The sequence below is a fragment of the Acinetobacter sp. SwsAc4 genome (assembly GCF_013391535.1).
In the GTDB taxonomy this organism is placed as follows: Bacteria; Pseudomonadota; Gammaproteobacteria; order Pseudomonadales; family Moraxellaceae; genus Acinetobacter.
In genome coordinates, this window is record NZ_JACAXC010000002.1 from 202,239 (window position 1) to 217,929 (window position 15,691).

Consider the following 15,691-nt stretch of genomic DNA (forward strand, 5'->3'; position numbering starts at 1 on the left):
TAAACATGTAGAGCGTTACATATTTAAAAGATCAAGATGTGTGCGGTTGAAAAATAGTCTGAACAAAGCGTGAAAAACGTTCGTGTTGGCTTGCAAAGAACGTTTGCGTTGGCGTTGTACGGATCGTATTCAACATTTTTAATTCGTCATCTGTTGAAGGCAACATAGCTGTATTACGTTTTTGTTGATCAAGCGCTTTCACAATTAACGAAGACGATTTGTCTATCATTTTAATATTATTGTTTTCTTTAATTGCGGCTGCATGTCCAACTTGAATAGAAAACACCAAAAATAAGCTTAAGCATAGTGTTTTTTTAAGTTTTGATGCTTGCACGGTAACATCCCCTTCATGACTTCGAGTCTACAAGACTAACTAAATGACTATAGTATTGCTTTAATCATACGATTCAAACATAAATTTTAATAAAAAATATAAGCATGTCACACTTTTTACAAAAAATAATAAATAAACATGATTTTGGGTATTGTAAGCCTGATGGCTAGAATATCTGCAAATCAAATCTAACAAGCAAATGTGTAGAAAAAGTGGAGAATGATAATTTTTCTCAAAATAAAAATAACATGAATAAACACTTAGCATTTTAACTGCAATACATCCTTAATATCACGATATATAAAAAAAAGAATAATTTCTAAATTATTGATATAACTATTTGATTGTAAATTATTTTTAAATAAATATAGTGGTCACAGATATACAGAAAATGAGTGAATAATAAATGAAAACAGTGATCGCCGCAGCATTGCTTGCTTTGGGTTTAAGTAGCATAGCGCAGGCAGCTACAACGTTCTTAAATGTATCTTATGATCCAACACGAGAGTTTTATCAAGAATATAACCAAGCATTTGGTCAATATTGGAAACAGCGTACAGGTCAAGAGGTCGATTTTAAACAATCGCATGGTGGTTCAGGCAAACAGGCAAGATCGGTAATTGATGGTTTACAGGCTGATGTTGTGACATTGGCTTTGGCGAATGATATTGATGAAATTGCCAATGCAGGTCTCATTCGTAAAGATTGGCAAAAACAATTTAAAAATAATTCTGCACCTTATACATCAACGGTTGTCTTCCTTGTCCGCAAAGGAAATCCGAAAAATATCCGTGATTGGAATGATCTCACCAAAGAGGGTGTCGAAATTATTACCCCAAATCCGAAAACAGGGGGTGCACCGCGTTGGATTTATTTATCGGCATGGGGCTATGCGTTGAAACAACCCGGTGGTAATGAGACTAAAGCCCGTGATTTAGTGAAAAAGTTATACCAAAATGTCAAGGTACTTGATTCGGGAGCGCGAGGTTCTTTAACTACATTCGCTGAGCGAGGTATAGGCGATGTGTTACTGTCATGGGAAAATGAAGCTTTATTGGCGACCCAAGGTTTAGGTAAAGATAAATACGATATTGTATATCCATCAATTTCGATTTTGGCTGAGCCTTCAGTTGCGATTGTAGATAAAACCGTGGATAAAGATGGTAATCGCAATTTAGCGCGCGGTTATTTAAATTTTCTTTATTCACCTTTAGGGCAGGAACTTGCGGCAAAACATTATTTCCGTCCACGTAATCCGCAAGTTGCAGCAAAATATGCGAAACAATTTCCAAAGATCAAACTATTCAGCATTAACGATGTATTTGGTGGATGGGCAAAAGCGCAAAAAACCCACTTTGTGAATGGTGCGATTTTTGATCAAATTTATGCAGATAAACGGTAAATAAATTATATATAAAATTTGTGATTGAATATGGGAAAGCAAATACACCGAGTATTTGCTTTTTTGTTGCATAAAAAATGATAAGAAAACGGTTTTATCTATGAAAAGTTAAGAATTCTCTACAAAAAGTCGTTTGGTACTGGGATAAAACAAGGTGATAATGTGCAGTTACATTTTTAGCTATTGATCCTATTGTTATGTCGCATATTTCTGTCTTACTTCATGAAACCGTTGATGGCGTATTGGCAGGTCGCGATACTGGTATTTTTGTCGATGCAACGTTTGGTCGAGGAGGGCATACCAAGCTCTTACTTTCCAAATTGGATCAAAATGCGCGTGTTTACGCCTTTGATAAAGATCCTCAGGCACTTGAAGTTGCCGCACAATTAGAACAAGAAGATTCGCGGTTTAAAATTATTCATGCCAGTTTTGCCGATATTCAGGCGGAATTAATAAATATTGGTATTACCGAAGTTGACGGCATTATGGCCGATTTGGGTGTGTCTTCACCACAACTTGACCAAGCAGAACGTGGGTTTAGCTTTATGCAAGATGGCCCACTAGACATGCGTATGGATAATTCTCAAGGTTTAACGGCAGCGGAATGGTTACTTGAAATCGAAGAAGAAAAATTAGCCAATATTATTTTCCAATATGGCGAAGAGCGTTATAGCCGTCGTATTGCCAAAGCGATTAAATTGGCAGGTGAAATTACGACAACTGCTCAACTTGCAGAAATTGTTAAGGTTGCACATCCAAAATGGGAAAAGCATAAACATCCTGCAACGCGTACTTTCCAAGCGATTCGTATTGCAATTAACAAAGAGCTTGATGATATTGAAACGTTTTTACCGCAAGCTGTAGAATTGTTGAAAGTACAAGGACAGTTGGCTGTGATTAGCTTCCACTCTTTGGAAGATCGTTTGATTAAACAATTTATTCAAAAAGAATCAACTTTAGCGGAAGATCATGGTTGGGGAATGCCTCAAGCACAGGTTGATACGCGACGTTTAAAGAAAGTGTCTCGTATTCGTGCGAGTGAAGCAGAAGTAAAAGCAAATCCTCGTTCACGTAGTGCATGGTTACGTGTAGCAGAGCGTTTAGAGCAGAAAGGCAGATAATGAATAAAAAGAATGATGATGAGATCATATCTAGCAGCAAGAAAGGACTGAAAAAAGTTGTAGTGTATGCTGTGCTGATGGCGATGGTATTCACAAGCGCAATGATGGTGGTCTTTCAAGTGTTTGAATATCGTCATGATTATCGTGATTTAAGTGCTTATATGCGTGAAAGAGACGATCTGAATGCAGAATGGGGGCGCTTGCTGATTGAACAACAAACGTTTGGTGCAACTGCGCAGATTGGCTCTCGTGCTGTTACACAATTGCGGATGTTTTCACCACCCGCAGCACAAACGGTTGTGATTTCTTTACCTATGACTTCAAAGCAAGACAAATAAGGCATGCTGTATGGCAGATAAGCGAAGTAAACCAATACGAAAAAAACAGCAGTCTATTTCTGAAAGACCGACACTTGCTTTAGACATGTGGCGATTTTATTTGCTTTGGGGCACGGTGTTACTGTGCTTTATTGTATTGATTGCACGTGCATTTTATGTGCAAGTGGTCAATAAAGACTTTTTACAAAATAAAGCAAATGCCAATATTTTGCGTACGGAACGCCTAGAAGCAATGCGTGGTGTGATTAGTGATCGCCACGGAGTGCCTTTAGCGATTAGTACACCGATCATGAAAATTGTGATTGACCCAAGAGATTATTGGGAAACGAAACAGCAATTTGATGAAATCACAGCCGAATTAAAAAAAGATCCACATAACCGAAAATTAAAACGTCAATTACCTGATAAAAACTTGAATTTAGATGAGTTGGCAGATGCGGTTGGTGTAGACCGTGCTGATCTCAAAAAGCAAATGGAAGCTCGTCCACGCTCACGTTATTTGGTACTACAAAAAGAAATTCCACCGCAGCAAGCTGACCTCATTACCAAGCGAAACTTTCAAGGGGTTTATGCTGAAAAGACGTATAAGCGTTACTATCCGCAACCACAGCCGAATGCACAAATTATTGGTTTAACCAATAGTGAAGGTGTTGGGGTTGAAGGTTTAGAGATGCAACTGAATAAACAGTTGTCAGGCGTCGATGGTGAACAAAAAATTATTCGGGATAAAAAAGGTAATCGTCTTAAAGTCTCAGAAGTGATTAAAGAAGTCGAGTCAGGTGAAAATGTCACGCTCAGTATCGACTCACGTTTGCAATATATTATGTATCGTGAATTGACCGCTGCTGGTGTTGCAAATAATGCTCGTTCGGCAACCGCTATTGCTGTAGATGTAAAAACTGGTGAAATTTTAGCAATGACCAGTTGGCCGTCATATAACCCAAATGATAAAAATGGTTTAGCCAACAAAGATGCAATGCGTAACCGTGGTGCAATCGATATGTTCGAACCAGGTTCGACGATGAAACCATTTACTGTTGCAGCTGCCTTAGAAAGTGGCAAATACACGCCAAACACAATCGTGAATACCTCACCAGGTTCAATGAAGTTGGGATGGCATACCATTCGTGATACACACAACTATGGTGCATTAACTCTGACAGGTATTATTGTTAAATCATCTAACGTGGGTTCAGCCAAACTCGCGTTATCGTTACCTAAAGATGCGATTCCATCATTCTTCCGTCGTGTCGGTTTTGGGCATCGTTCTGATGTGAAATTCCCAGGCGAGAGCGCAGGGCTGTTGTATTCGGGTGATAAGTTGAACCCCTCTCAGTTGGGTACGATGGCGTATGGTTATGGCTTAAACGCAACCATTCTCCAAGTTGCACAAGGTTATGCGATGCTCGCAAACCATGGTGTGGAAATGCCATTAAGTCTAAGAAAATTAGATCAAGCACCCCAAGGTAAGCAAGTTCTTGATCCTAAGATTGCAGATCAAGTGCTATTGATGCTTGAGCAGGTTACTATGCCTGGTGGTACAGCTACACAGGCCAATATTCCTGGTTATCGTGTGGGTGGTAAAACAGGTACGGCACATAAATTACGAGCTGACCGTAAAGGTTATTCGAGTAATGAATATCGTGCCTTATTTGCTGGGGTTGCTCCAGTGAGTGATCCTCGTCTGGCGATGATTGTCGTCGTTGAAAATCCTCAAGGTCGTTATTATGGTGGTCTCGTTGCAGCGCCTGTTTTTGCGAGAATTATGCAAGAATCGCTACGATTACTGAATGTACCTTTAGATAAACCACTTGATACCTCTATAAAATCCAATCCGTAGGTAGATTATGTCGATTAGTTTTCAGCAGATATATCCGATTCATATCGATGCGGCTTGGTTCACTCAGCCTTTTCAAGGCTTTTGTCTAGACAGCCGTAAGATTGAAGTTGGGCAGATTTTTATTGCTTTAAGTAGTTATAGCCAACCTGAAAAAACCCGTCAATTTGCACAAAATGCGCTGAATGCAGGGGCATTGGCGGTCATTAGTGAAACAAGTTTGGGGCTTGCGAACGAATGGGTTTGCCCTGAAGTACGTTTTCTTATGGGTGAATGGCAGCAGCAATATTTACAAGCGGTCGATCCTGTAGAGTTATTACGTGGTATTGCAGTCACAGGTACCAATGGTAAAACCACGATTTCACGCTTAATTGCAGAGTTAATTAGTTCGCAAGGGCAAGGCTGCGCAGTGATGGGGACAACAGGCAATGGTATCTTGCCAAACTTGACCCCCTCAACCCACACCACTTTAGATGCGCTGCAATTACAGCAGGCATTGCATGATTACGCTAAACAAGGGGCTAATTTTGTTGCACTTGAGGCGAGTTCGCATGGTCTGGAACAAGGTCGTCTGAATGGTTGCGATCTTGAGATAGCAGTTTATAGTAATTTAAGTCGTGATCATTTGGATTATCACGGTACTTTAGAGGCTTATGCAGAAGCTAAGGCGCTATTATTTAAATTTACTACATTAAAAGTCGTTGTGATTAACATCGACGATGCACATGCAAACGTGATGCTGGCTGCTGCGAAAGAGAATCCATCAAAACCGAAAGTTTTGACTTATTCTTTGACTCAAACTTCTGCGGATTATTATATTGATCATTTGCAATATCGCTTGAGTGGTGCAAGTTTTACATTGATTAGTCCAACAGGTACATTTGCTGTGCAAAGCCCTTTGCTTGGGCATTTTAATGTAGAAAATTTATTAGCAAGCTTGATTGCAGCAGAATATGCTGGTTTTTCGCTTGCAGATTTAGTGCAGTTCGTTCCGCAACTTAAGGGTGCCCCAGGACGCATGCAAGTCATTCAAGATGCGGATCGTCTATTTGTCGTTGATTATGCACATACACCTGATGCATTGATTCAGGTGTTAACCACGTTGAAACGTCATGTCACTGGACAATTATGGGCGGTATTTGGCTGCGGTGGTGATCGCGATCGCGGTAAGCGTCCTTTAATGACTCAGGCTGCGCTTGATCATGCTAATCCTGTAGTTCTCACCTCGGATAATCCACGAACTGAAAACCCTGAACAGATTTTTGCTGATATGAAGCAGGGAATTGATTTTACAGAACACAGCGTACATGAAATTCAAGATCGCCGCGAAGCGATTAAATTTGTGGTCGCTCAAGCTCAAGCTGGAGATATTGTCGTGATTGCTGGTAAAGGTCATGAAAACTATCAGGAAGTAGATGGAGTTCGTCACTGGTTTGATGATGTGGTCGAGGTGCAGTCTGCGATTAATGCTCAGCCACATTCTGTAGATTCAGCTTATCCTGCACACTAAGGTTAAAAGGTAAATAAAGCGTATGCATACTTCAACAACCAGCACCGTTCCACTAGAACCTTGGACAGCAGAGCAATTACAACAAGCGACTCAAGGTGAATGGCATAATTATAAGATTCCACAAAGCGAAATTAAACGTATTTTGACTGACTCTCGTCATGCTGAAGCTGGAGATGTTTTTCTTGCTTTAAAAGGTGAGCGCTTTGATGCTCATAATTTTGTAGCACAAGTGGCGACGCAAGGTTGTGAGATTGCCATCGTAGAGCGCCCAATTGATGCAGATATTGCACAACTCGTCGTTAAAGATACACGTTTGGCTTTAGGGCATCTTGGAGCGTATCGCCGTCAGCAAAATCCACAGTTGAAAGTGATTGCTTTAACAGGCAGTAGTGGTAAAACCACCACGAAAGAAATGTTGGGTAGTATTTTATCCCGTTTAGCACCAACCTTGATCACGCGTGGCAACCTGAATAATGATTTGGGTGTGCCGATGATGTTGCTGGAACTGCGTCAGGAGCATCAATATGCGGTGATGGAGTTGGGTGCCAGTCACCAAGGTGAAATTGATTACACCTCGAATCTGGTGCAGCCACATGTGGCGGGGATTTTGAATATTGGTACAGCGCATTTGGGTGAATTTGGTGGCCGTGAGGGCATTTGTCGCGCCAAATCAGAAATCTATTCGCATATTTTGCCTGACGGAATATCGGTTGTTCCCGCTGATGATGATTTTACAGCGACTATTCGTGAAAATGCTCAAGCTCATTTAATGTTGAGTTTTGGTGATGGTGGCGATGTGTTTGCGACAGAGGTTGAATTACATCCTCAATCAGCAAAATTCAATTTACATACTCCACAGGGTATCCGTACAGTAGATCTACCGTTTGCAGGTGCTCATAATGTGCAAAATGCAACTGCTGCAACAGCATTTGCCTTGGCAATTGGGATTGCGCTTGATGATGTTGTACAAGGCTTAGAACAAGCACAGGGTGCCAAAGGGCGTCTGAATTTTATTCAACACCAAAATCACTTATTCATTGATGATACTTATAATGCCAATCCAACTTCAATGCGTGCAGCAGCAGAAGTTCTTGCTCAACAAACGGGCATTAAAGTGATGGTAATCGGGGATATTGGTGAGCTTGGAAGTACAGCAGCGCAACAACATTATTTGTTGGGCCGAGATTTGGTTTCGATGCAAGGTATTCATTTTGTAGTTGCAGTGGGTGAATTCTCACCTGCCACTCAAGAAGGTGCAAGAAGCACACAATACGGTAAAAAATTACAAGCTTTTCTGAATCAGGGGCAAGCTTTGTCATTTTTAATGAGTTTAGTAGAGACACATCAACCCCAGCACATGAGTTTCCTATTTAAAGGTTCTCGCTATACCCATATGGAAACGTTGATGGCTGACTTGATGGAGAAGATTTAAATGTTGTTATGGTTATTTGAACAATTGGCAGGCTATAACAGCTCTTTCCAAGTGGTTCGTTATTTAACATTACGCTCTTTGTTGAGTGTATTAACTGCTTTGACCATTGGCTTGGCTTTGGGGCCTGTGATGATCCGTAAATTACAAGCCTTAAAATATGGTCAGGCAGTAAGCTCATTTGCTCCTGAAAATCATGCGAAGAAGATGGGAACACCAACGATGGGTGGGATCTTAATTCTGCTCTCAATTGGTATTAGTACCTTATTATGGGCTGATTTATCAAACCCTTATGTTTGGATTGTATTGGGTGTTATGGTGGTCTTTGGTGCTGTTGGTTGGGCAGATGACTGGATTAAAGTTCGTTATAAAGATAATGCTGGTTTACCTGCACGTAAAAAATTCTTTTGGACTTCTGTGGCATCATTAGGTGCTGGTATTGCTTTATATCTAATTGCAAAACAGCAAGATAATCCAATGAATACTGCAAATATGCTAGATTTGCTGATTCCATTCTTTAAGAATCTCTCCATTCCACTTTCAGCGGTGCCGTTTGGTTTAGCATTTATTGTTTTCACTTATTTAGTGATTAATGGGGCGTCAAATGCAGTCAATCTGACGGATGGATTGGATGGATTGGCAATTATGCCAATTGTCATGGTTGCAGCAGGTTTGGGTGTATTTGCCTATTTATCAGGTGATATTCGGTTTGCCAATTATTTGCATATTTCCTATGTAAAATATACCTCTGAACTGGTGGTGGTGTGTTCAGCCATGGTTGGCGCAGGTTTGGCTTTCCTTTGGTATAATGCGCATCCTGCTCAAGTATTCATGGGTGATGTCGGGGCTTTGGCACTTGGTGCGATGCTAGGTACAATTGCTGTTATGGTCCGCCAAGAAATCGTTTTTGCGATTATGGGTGGTGTATTCGTAATGGAAGCCGTTTCTGTATTTTTACAAATTGGTTCATTGCGAATGCGGAATAAGCGCGTTTTCTTGATGGCACCTTTACACCATCATTATGAAAAACAAGGTTGGAAGGAAACACAGGTTGTTATTCGTTTTTGGATTATTACCATTTTCCTTGTTGTGTTAGGCTTAATGACCTTAAAGTTGCGTTAAACCATGATTCAAAAAGAAGCTGGTGATCACCAGCTTTTTTTATGTTTGGAGAAAATAGATGAATTTATTGATGTGTCCTGTTTGTCGCCAATCATTGAATTTGGTTGACCGTTCTTGGCGTTGTGAAAAAGGCCATCATTATGATGTCGCCAAACAAGGTTATGTCAATCTGCATGTGGTACAGCATAAGCATAGTAAGACACCAGGGGATACTGCAGAGTCGGTATTGGCTCGTCGTGAATTTTTGCAAACAGGTGCTTATCAGCCGTTACAGCAGGCGATTGTTGAACTGTTGCAGCGGCTCAGGCCGAAAACTATTTTAGATATTGGTTGTGGTGAAGGTTATTACACCAGTGCGATGCAAGCGCATACTCAACACTGTATAGGTGTGGATATTGCTAAAACAGCTGTACAACGAGCTGCAAAACTCAACTCCAAAGTCACTTGGGTTGTTGGGACGGGTGCAACATTGCCCGTACAGGATCATTCAATCGACGTATGTACTAGTTTATTTAGTCCAATTCCACAAGAAGAGATCACACGTGTTCTTCAAGGGAATGGTCATCTGATTGTGGTGACACCTGCACCTCGACATCTCTATAGGTTGCGTGAAGCTTTATTTGAGCAAGTAAATTTACACGAACCAGAAAAATTTTTAGAACAGCTAGATGATCAATTTGAATTGCAGCAACAACAGCTTGTCGAGAGTGCAATCGAGTTAGATCAACAAGCGCTAAAAAATTTGATTGCTATGACACCTTATGCTTATAAAGCGAATCCTGAACGAAGAATGATTTTAGAACAAGAACAGCATTTCTTAGTGACAGCCGCTTTTCAAATTTATGTATTCCAAAAAAGAAAGAAGCCATCAATTTGATGGCTTCTTTTAAATTTACTTATTGAATATTATTAATTAAATTTTCAATACCATCATGTTCTTTTTGGGGTGATGCTGTTTCCATCGTTGGTGGCTGTTTTTTCGTTGGAACAATAATTTGCTCTTCATCAGATGGTGCTGTATCTGGTAAATCTGAGAAGTCAGTTTGCGCGGAGCGAGTTGGTGCAACTGGAGCAGGGCGATAAAGTGGGCGTGCCAACGGTGGGGAAGCACGATATTCTTTTTGCCCTTCATTTTTCTCCAGTTGTAATTTGTCGAATGAAATTGGATCTTTCGCGTCTTTATCGAAATGTACCCACGCTGATGGCGTATCTTTAAGCGAATTCGCCATGAAATTCGTCCAAATTGGTAAAGCAGCAACTCCGCCATATTCACGTCGACCGAGTGTTCGAGGTTGATCAAAACCAACCCAAGCGATTGCAACTAATTTTCCATTAAACCCTGCAAACCATGCATCTTTGGCATCATTGGTTGTTCCTGTTTTTCCACCTAAATCGTCACGACCGATTTTAAGTGCTGCTCGTCCCGTACCATGCTGAATCACATCGCGTAAAATATTAGCCATATCATAAGCTGAGCTAGATTTTAAAATGCGTTGCGCTTGGCGATAATTACCATTTGTCGTTGCGGCTGTTTGAGAGTTAGATGTAACAGTTTTAGATCCGGCAGATACATCATCTAAAGTTTCATTGGTGATTTCATTTACAGCATCTTGCTCTTGAATAGCATCAGCTGTTGCATAGGCATTTGGATCACTAATACAAGGGATACAAGCATATTCTGGATTTGCTTCATAAATTACTTTGCCTGATGCATCTTCTATTCGTTTAATAAAATGGGGCTGAATGCGATAACCGCCATTTGCAAAAGTGGCATAGCCTGTAGCCATTTGCACAGGGAGTACTTGAGGTGTTCCTAATGCGATTGTGTAGTTACGAGGAATTTGATCTTCTTGTAATCCAAAATCCATAAATAGTTGGCGTGTGCGTTCAATTCCCACAGTTTGTAATAAACGGACAGAAACCGTATTCCTTGACAAATATAATGCACGACGTAAAGGAATCATGCCTAAGTAACGTCCATCGGAGTTTTTTGGAGACCATTTACCAATACTGATGGGGCTATCGTTCACCATGCTATAAGGTGTCATACCACGTTCAAGTGCCAATGCATAAACAAATGGTTTAATAGTTGAACCTGGTTGTCTCCACCCTTGTAACGCACGGTTAAACTTAGATTGATAAAAACTATAGCCGCCAACAACAGCTTCTATGGAGCCATCATTTGGATTCAATGCAATCAATTGACCTTGAACTTTAGGAACCTGTACTAAAGACCAAACGGTTTTGTTTTCATTGGGGCGTAATCGAATAATATCTTTCACTTTAACGATTTGTGAAGCATTGGACATAGCGCCGCCTACACTGTTCGCATTCCGATAAGGGCGAACCCATGACATTCCTGCCCAATTTACCGTAACTGTTGAGCCATCTTGCATCAAAGCATCAAAAGAATTGTTATTCACTTTTATGACTTGTGCTGGATAGGTATTTGCATATGGGACAAACTGGTTAAGAGGTTTGTCATGTGCTTCTGGTCCACGCCAACCATGGCGGCGATCATATGCTTCTAAACCGTCTTGAATTGATTCTTCAGCGTAACGTTGACGGTTACTATCAATCGTCGTATATACCTTATATCCTGAATCAATTGCTTGCTCGCCAAAGTTTTCAACCAATTCTGAACGAACCATTTCGCCAACGTACGGGAAAACATTACTGACAGAGCGATCAATCATATTCAGGTTGATTGGCTCAGCAACAGCTTTTTGATATTCACTCTGATTAATATAGCCAAGTTGTAGCATACGCCCTAAAATCCAATTCCGGCGTTCAAGCGCGCGTTCAGGATTGACGACAGGGTTGTATTTTGATGGTGCTTTCGGTAATCCTGCAATCATTGCCATTTGCGCAATGGTAAGTTGATTAATATTTTTGTTGTAATAGATTTGTGCAGCTGCAGCAATTCCGTAAGCATTTTTGCCTAAGAAGATCTTATTGACGTATGAGCTTAGAATTTCTTGTTTGGTGAGATTTTGCTCGATTTTGCGAGCGAGAAAAACTTCAGTTAGTTTGCGTTTAAGTGTTCGTTCTGGACTCAAATAATAGTTTTTTGCCACCTGCATGGTAATGGTTGAACCACCAGTTTGTACATCTGACCCTGTAATAGATTCTGTTAGTGCTCGCCCCAAGCCCTTAAAACTAATCCCATTATGTTCAAAAAATGACGAATCTTCTGCTGCTAGAAATGCATGAATAAACGCTGGTGGAATCTGTTCGTATTTCACTGGAATGGAAAGTTTTCCGCCATATTCTGCAATTAACTTATTATCTGCCGTGTAAACTTGCAATGGTTTTAGTAAAGGTGCCTTTTTTAATGAACTCATATCAGGCAAAGAGGGTGCTAGATAGAGATACATGCCATAAAATCCCATTGGAAGTGAGACTAATATAATAATAAGCATCAAAAAAAATGGACGAACAATACCAGAACTGGATAGCTTTTTCATAATAAGTAAGTTTTAATAAGAGCGAATGGCAAACTAATTATGGTCAGTATATCCTTTAGCCTTACGGATTGTTAGATGAGATATTGTATCCGTATCAATTAAAGACCAAAACAAATTAGTGAGTTGTATTTTTGGGGATAAAAAAATAAATAGGAATGTACTGTGCTCAGGTTATATCGTAAACCAAATAAGGGGTTAGTGGGTGTCGATATTAGTTCGACAACTGTTAAGTTATTGGAGCTCTCTGTAAAGAACGGTAGATATTGGGTTGAAAGCTATGCTGTGATGCCACTGCCTGAAAACAGTGTCGTAGAAAAAAGCATCATCAATCCAGAAGCAGTTGGTGACGCGCTTGAACGAGTCGTTAACCTTGCGAATCCGCATACGACGAATGTAGCTATAGCTGTGCCAACTTCAATGGTGATTAATAAAATCATTGAAATGGATGCAGATATGACAGCCGATGAACGAGAAGTTCAAATTCGTATGGATGCTGAGCAATACATTCCGTTCCCACTAGATGAAGTAAGTCTAGATTTTGAAGTCTTATCTGACAAATTAGCAAACCCAAATCGTGTAAATGTATTGTTAGTGGCAACGCGTACAGAAAATGTTGACACACGTGTAGAAGTTCTTGAGCTGGCTAATTTATCTGCAAAAATTGCTGATGTTGAAAGTTATGCCATGGAACGTGCTTTCAGTGTATTCGCAGATACTTTGCCAATAGGTGCAAACACAGTTGGTATTTTAGATATTGGTCATACTATGACCACCTTATCTGTCATGCAGAAAGGTAAAATTATCTATACACGTGAACAGGTATTTGGTGGTCGACAGCTAACCCAAGATGTTCAGAGCCGTTATGGTTTGTCTTTTGAAGAGGCTGGGCGTGCGAAAAAAGAAAGAACACTGCCTGACGACTATGATACTGAAGTGCTCGAACCCTTTTTAGATGCTGTAGTTCAACAAGCGGCTCGTTCACTTCAATTTTTCTTTTCATCATCACAATTCAATGAGATTGATCATATTTTATTGGCAGGTGGTAATGCCAATATTCCTGGTTTAGCCAAGTTGTTACAACAAAAACTAGGTTATCGCGTCACCATTGCCAATCCATTCTTACAAATGGGCTTTTCTCCGCAAATTGATATTAAAAAAATTGAAAATGATGCTTCCTCATTGATGGTTGCATGTGGTTTAGCATTGAGGAGTTTTGATTAATGGCAAAGATTAACTTACTCCCTTGGCGTGATGAGCTAAGAGAACAAAAAAAGAAACAGTTCGTTGCATTTTGTGCTGGGGTAGCAGCATTAGGCGTAGTATCAGTTTTTTCTGGCTGGATGTACTTTGACCATAAGTTGAATGATCAGGAACAGGCAAATCAGTTAATTGTAAGTACTAATCAGAATTTAGATACTCAACTTAAGTCATTAGATGGTTTGCAAGAACGACGTAATGCAATTATTGAGCGTATGAAGTTGATTCAAGGCTTACAGGGGCAGCGTCCTATTACAGTGCGTTTAGTTGATGAGCTAGTGCGAGTAACACCACCTACAATGTATTTGACAAAATTTACCCGTACAGGTGATAAATTTACCATTGAGGGTAAAGCAGAAAGTCCAAATACCGTTGCTGAGCTTTTGAGAAATCTAGAAGGTTCACCTTGGTATCGTAATGCTTTTATGAATTCTTTTTTAGCGGCAGATGATAAAAAAGATAAAACAGTAAGCTCTTTAGTTCCTCGAGTTGAAGAAAACTATGGAAGTTTTGTGGTAACTGTTGATTTGGGAGAAATAGGCACAACAGCTGAGGCTGACCCAACTTTAGAAGCAGTTGCATCAGGATCAGGGGTGGTGAAATGAGCCAAGAAGATTTAAACGAATTTGATCAAGAGATTGTTGCTTCGAAAAAGAAAAAAATGACATTAGAGCAATTTTTTCAACAATTTAATACATTGGATATGAATAATTATGGAGGGTGGCCACTTTCTGTAAAAATTACCTGTTGGATTTTTGTTTTTCTAGCAGTTATTGCTCTAGGATATTTTGTCGTAATTAGAGGTCAACTTGATGATATTGCAAATGCTCAAGCACAAGAGCAAAGTTTGTTAAATGAGTTTAGGGAAAAGGATTCTAAGTTACGTAATTTGCAGCAATACCAAGCTCAGCTACAAGAAATGGAAGCAAATTTTAATCAACAATTAGAGCAATTGCCGAAAGAAACTGAAATTCCAAGTTTAGTTGAAGATATTAATTTAACTGGTGTGAACTCTGGATTAAAGTTTAAAAATATTCGCTTAGAAAATGAAGTAAAGCAAGAGTTTTTTATTGAACAGCCAATTAGTATTGAAGCAACTGGTGATTATCATGCGTTTGGTGCTTTTGTAACAGGGATTGCTGCGTTACCTAGGATTGTGACATTGCATGATTTTGTTGTTGAGGCGAAGGAAGATTCTCAGAGGAAATCTGATATTCCTGTAATTAATTATTCAATCAACGCTAAAACATATCGATATATTAGTTCTGATGAGCAAGTTGATGTTCAATCCGCTACAAGTGCACCTGCACCTGCTCAAGGAGGTCAGCGCTAATGAATAACTACAAAATATTATTTTCCTTATTAATAGTTATTAGTTTAACAGCTTGTGACTCTCGTATCGATGCTGTAAATCAACAAATGGCAGACATACGAAATCAACAGCCATTACCAATTGAGCCAGCTCCAGTATTCACCCCTGTACCATTATTTAATTATTCGGCTCATCAGTTGAAGAGTCCATTTATGCCGAGTTCGCTAGCTGCGGAATTAAAAATTATGGCCGGGAAGCGGGTTTATCCTAATTTGAATCGTCAACCTCAACCTTTAGAAAGTTATGCTTTAGAAGCATTAAACATGAAAGGAAGTATGCGAGGTAAAATGAATGAAACAATTGCTTTAATCCAAACGCCAGATAAACAAATTGAGCGTATACAGATTGGTAGCTATTTGGGGATGAATCAAGGACGTGTAGTTAAAATTAGCCCTACACAAATTGATTTAATAGAAATTGTGCCAGATGGGCGAGAAGGTTATGTTGAGAGACCGCGTACGCTCGTTTTAATTGGTCCGGTATCGTGAGATTAAGGGAATAA

General features: G+C 39.8%; 13 protein-coding genes and 1 pseudogene. 12 read left to right on the forward strand and 2 right to left on the reverse strand.

The features are described from left to right. Positions 1-31 precede the first annotated feature (31 nt). On the reverse strand, positions 32-277 hold the full coding sequence (locus HYG88_RS02335) for a DUF4179 domain-containing protein (RefSeq protein ID WP_372616323.1): 246 nt from the start codon (positions 275-277) through the stop codon (positions 32-34). Positions 278-740: 463 nt separating this feature from the next. Here HYG88_RS02335 and HYG88_RS02340 point away from each other — a divergent pair, with 463 nt between their 5' ends. The 8 genes and pseudogenes from HYG88_RS02340 to HYG88_RS02375 all read left to right on the forward strand — a co-directional run bounded on the left by HYG88_RS02340 (position 741) and on the right by HYG88_RS02375 (position 9,970). Then, positions 741-1,736 carry a sulfate ABC transporter substrate-binding protein gene (locus tag HYG88_RS02340; RefSeq protein WP_178882498.1) on the forward strand — a complete coding sequence of 332 codons (996 nt, stop codon included), beginning with the start codon at positions 741-743 and terminating at the stop codon, positions 1,734-1,736. 197 nt (positions 1,737-1,933) lie between these two features. Further along, positions 1,934-2,857 carry a 16S rRNA (cytosine(1402)-N(4))-methyltransferase RsmH gene (gene rsmH / locus HYG88_RS02345; protein ID WP_087535959.1) on the forward strand — a complete coding sequence of 308 codons (924 nt, stop codon included), beginning with the start codon at positions 1,934-1,936 and terminating at the stop codon, positions 2,855-2,857. Further along, positions 2,857-3,195 carry a cell division protein FtsL gene (locus HYG88_RS02350; RefSeq protein WP_005156612.1) on the forward strand — a complete coding sequence of 113 codons (339 nt, stop codon included), beginning with the start codon at positions 2,857-2,859 and terminating at the stop codon, positions 3,193-3,195. Before rsmH ends, HYG88_RS02350 begins: the two co-directional genes overlap by 1 nt. 10 nt (positions 3,196-3,205) lie before the next feature. Next, a pseudogene (ftsI, locus tag HYG88_RS02355) lies at positions 3,206-5,039 on the forward strand (penicillin-binding protein PBP3). A 3-nt stretch (positions 5,040-5,042) separates the two neighbouring features. Further along, positions 5,043-6,542 carry a UDP-N-acetylmuramoyl-L-alanyl-D-glutamate--2,6-diaminopimelate ligase gene (locus HYG88_RS02360; RefSeq protein ID WP_178882499.1) on the forward strand — a complete coding sequence of 500 codons (1,500 nt, stop codon included), beginning with the start codon at positions 5,043-5,045 and terminating at the stop codon, positions 6,540-6,542. 22 nt (positions 6,543-6,564) lie between these two features. After that, positions 6,565-7,974: a UDP-N-acetylmuramoyl-tripeptide--D-alanyl-D-alanine ligase gene (gene murF, locus HYG88_RS02365; RefSeq protein WP_178882500.1), complete on the forward strand. Its 1,410-nt coding sequence runs from the start codon at positions 6,565-6,567 to the stop codon at positions 7,972-7,974. Continuing rightward, positions 7,975-9,093, forward strand: a complete 1,119-nt coding sequence (gene mraY, locus HYG88_RS02370) for a phospho-N-acetylmuramoyl-pentapeptide-transferase (protein ID WP_004660135.1) — start codon at positions 7,975-7,977, stop codon at positions 9,091-9,093. It abuts the gene before it with no gap. A gap of 58 nt (positions 9,094-9,151) precedes the next feature. Continuing rightward, positions 9,152-9,970, forward strand: coding sequence for a putative RNA methyltransferase (locus tag HYG88_RS02375; RefSeq protein ID WP_178882501.1), 819 nt, complete (start codon positions 9,152-9,154; stop codon positions 9,968-9,970). A 19-nt stretch (positions 9,971-9,989) separates the two neighbouring features. Here the strand turns inward: HYG88_RS02375 and ponA are convergent, their stop codons facing one another. Next, the gene (gene ponA / locus HYG88_RS02380) at positions 9,990-12,560 is read right to left on the reverse strand and encodes a penicillin-binding protein PBP1a (RefSeq protein ID WP_178882502.1); all 2,571 of its coding nucleotides are present in this window, start codon (positions 12,558-12,560) and stop codon (positions 9,990-9,992) included. A 162-nt stretch (positions 12,561-12,722) separates the two neighbouring features. Here ponA and HYG88_RS02385 point away from each other — a divergent pair, with 162 nt between their 5' ends. The 4 genes from HYG88_RS02385 to HYG88_RS02400 are packed head-to-tail and all read left to right on the forward strand — an operon-like array spanning position 12,723 to position 15,677. Continuing rightward, a complete protein-coding gene (locus tag HYG88_RS02385; protein WP_087547382.1) occupies positions 12,723-13,781 on the forward strand; it encodes a pilus assembly protein PilM in 1,059 nt (352 codons plus the stop codon). Continuing rightward, on the forward strand, positions 13,781-14,422 hold the full coding sequence (locus HYG88_RS02390) for a PilN domain-containing protein (protein ID WP_178882503.1): 642 nt from the start codon (positions 13,781-13,783) through the stop codon (positions 14,420-14,422). Before HYG88_RS02385 ends, HYG88_RS02390 begins: the two co-directional genes overlap by 1 nt. After that, positions 14,419-15,150: a type 4a pilus biogenesis protein PilO gene (locus HYG88_RS02395; RefSeq protein WP_178882504.1), complete on the forward strand. Its 732-nt coding sequence runs from the start codon at positions 14,419-14,421 to the stop codon at positions 15,148-15,150. Before HYG88_RS02390 ends, HYG88_RS02395 begins: the two co-directional genes overlap by 4 nt. Next, the gene (locus HYG88_RS02400) at positions 15,150-15,677 is read left to right on the forward strand and encodes a pilus assembly protein PilP (protein ID WP_087543719.1); all 528 of its coding nucleotides are present in this window, start codon (positions 15,150-15,152) and stop codon (positions 15,675-15,677) included. The genes HYG88_RS02395 and HYG88_RS02400 overlap by 1 nt, the downstream gene beginning before the upstream one ends. Positions 15,678-15,691 lie beyond the last annotated feature (14 nt).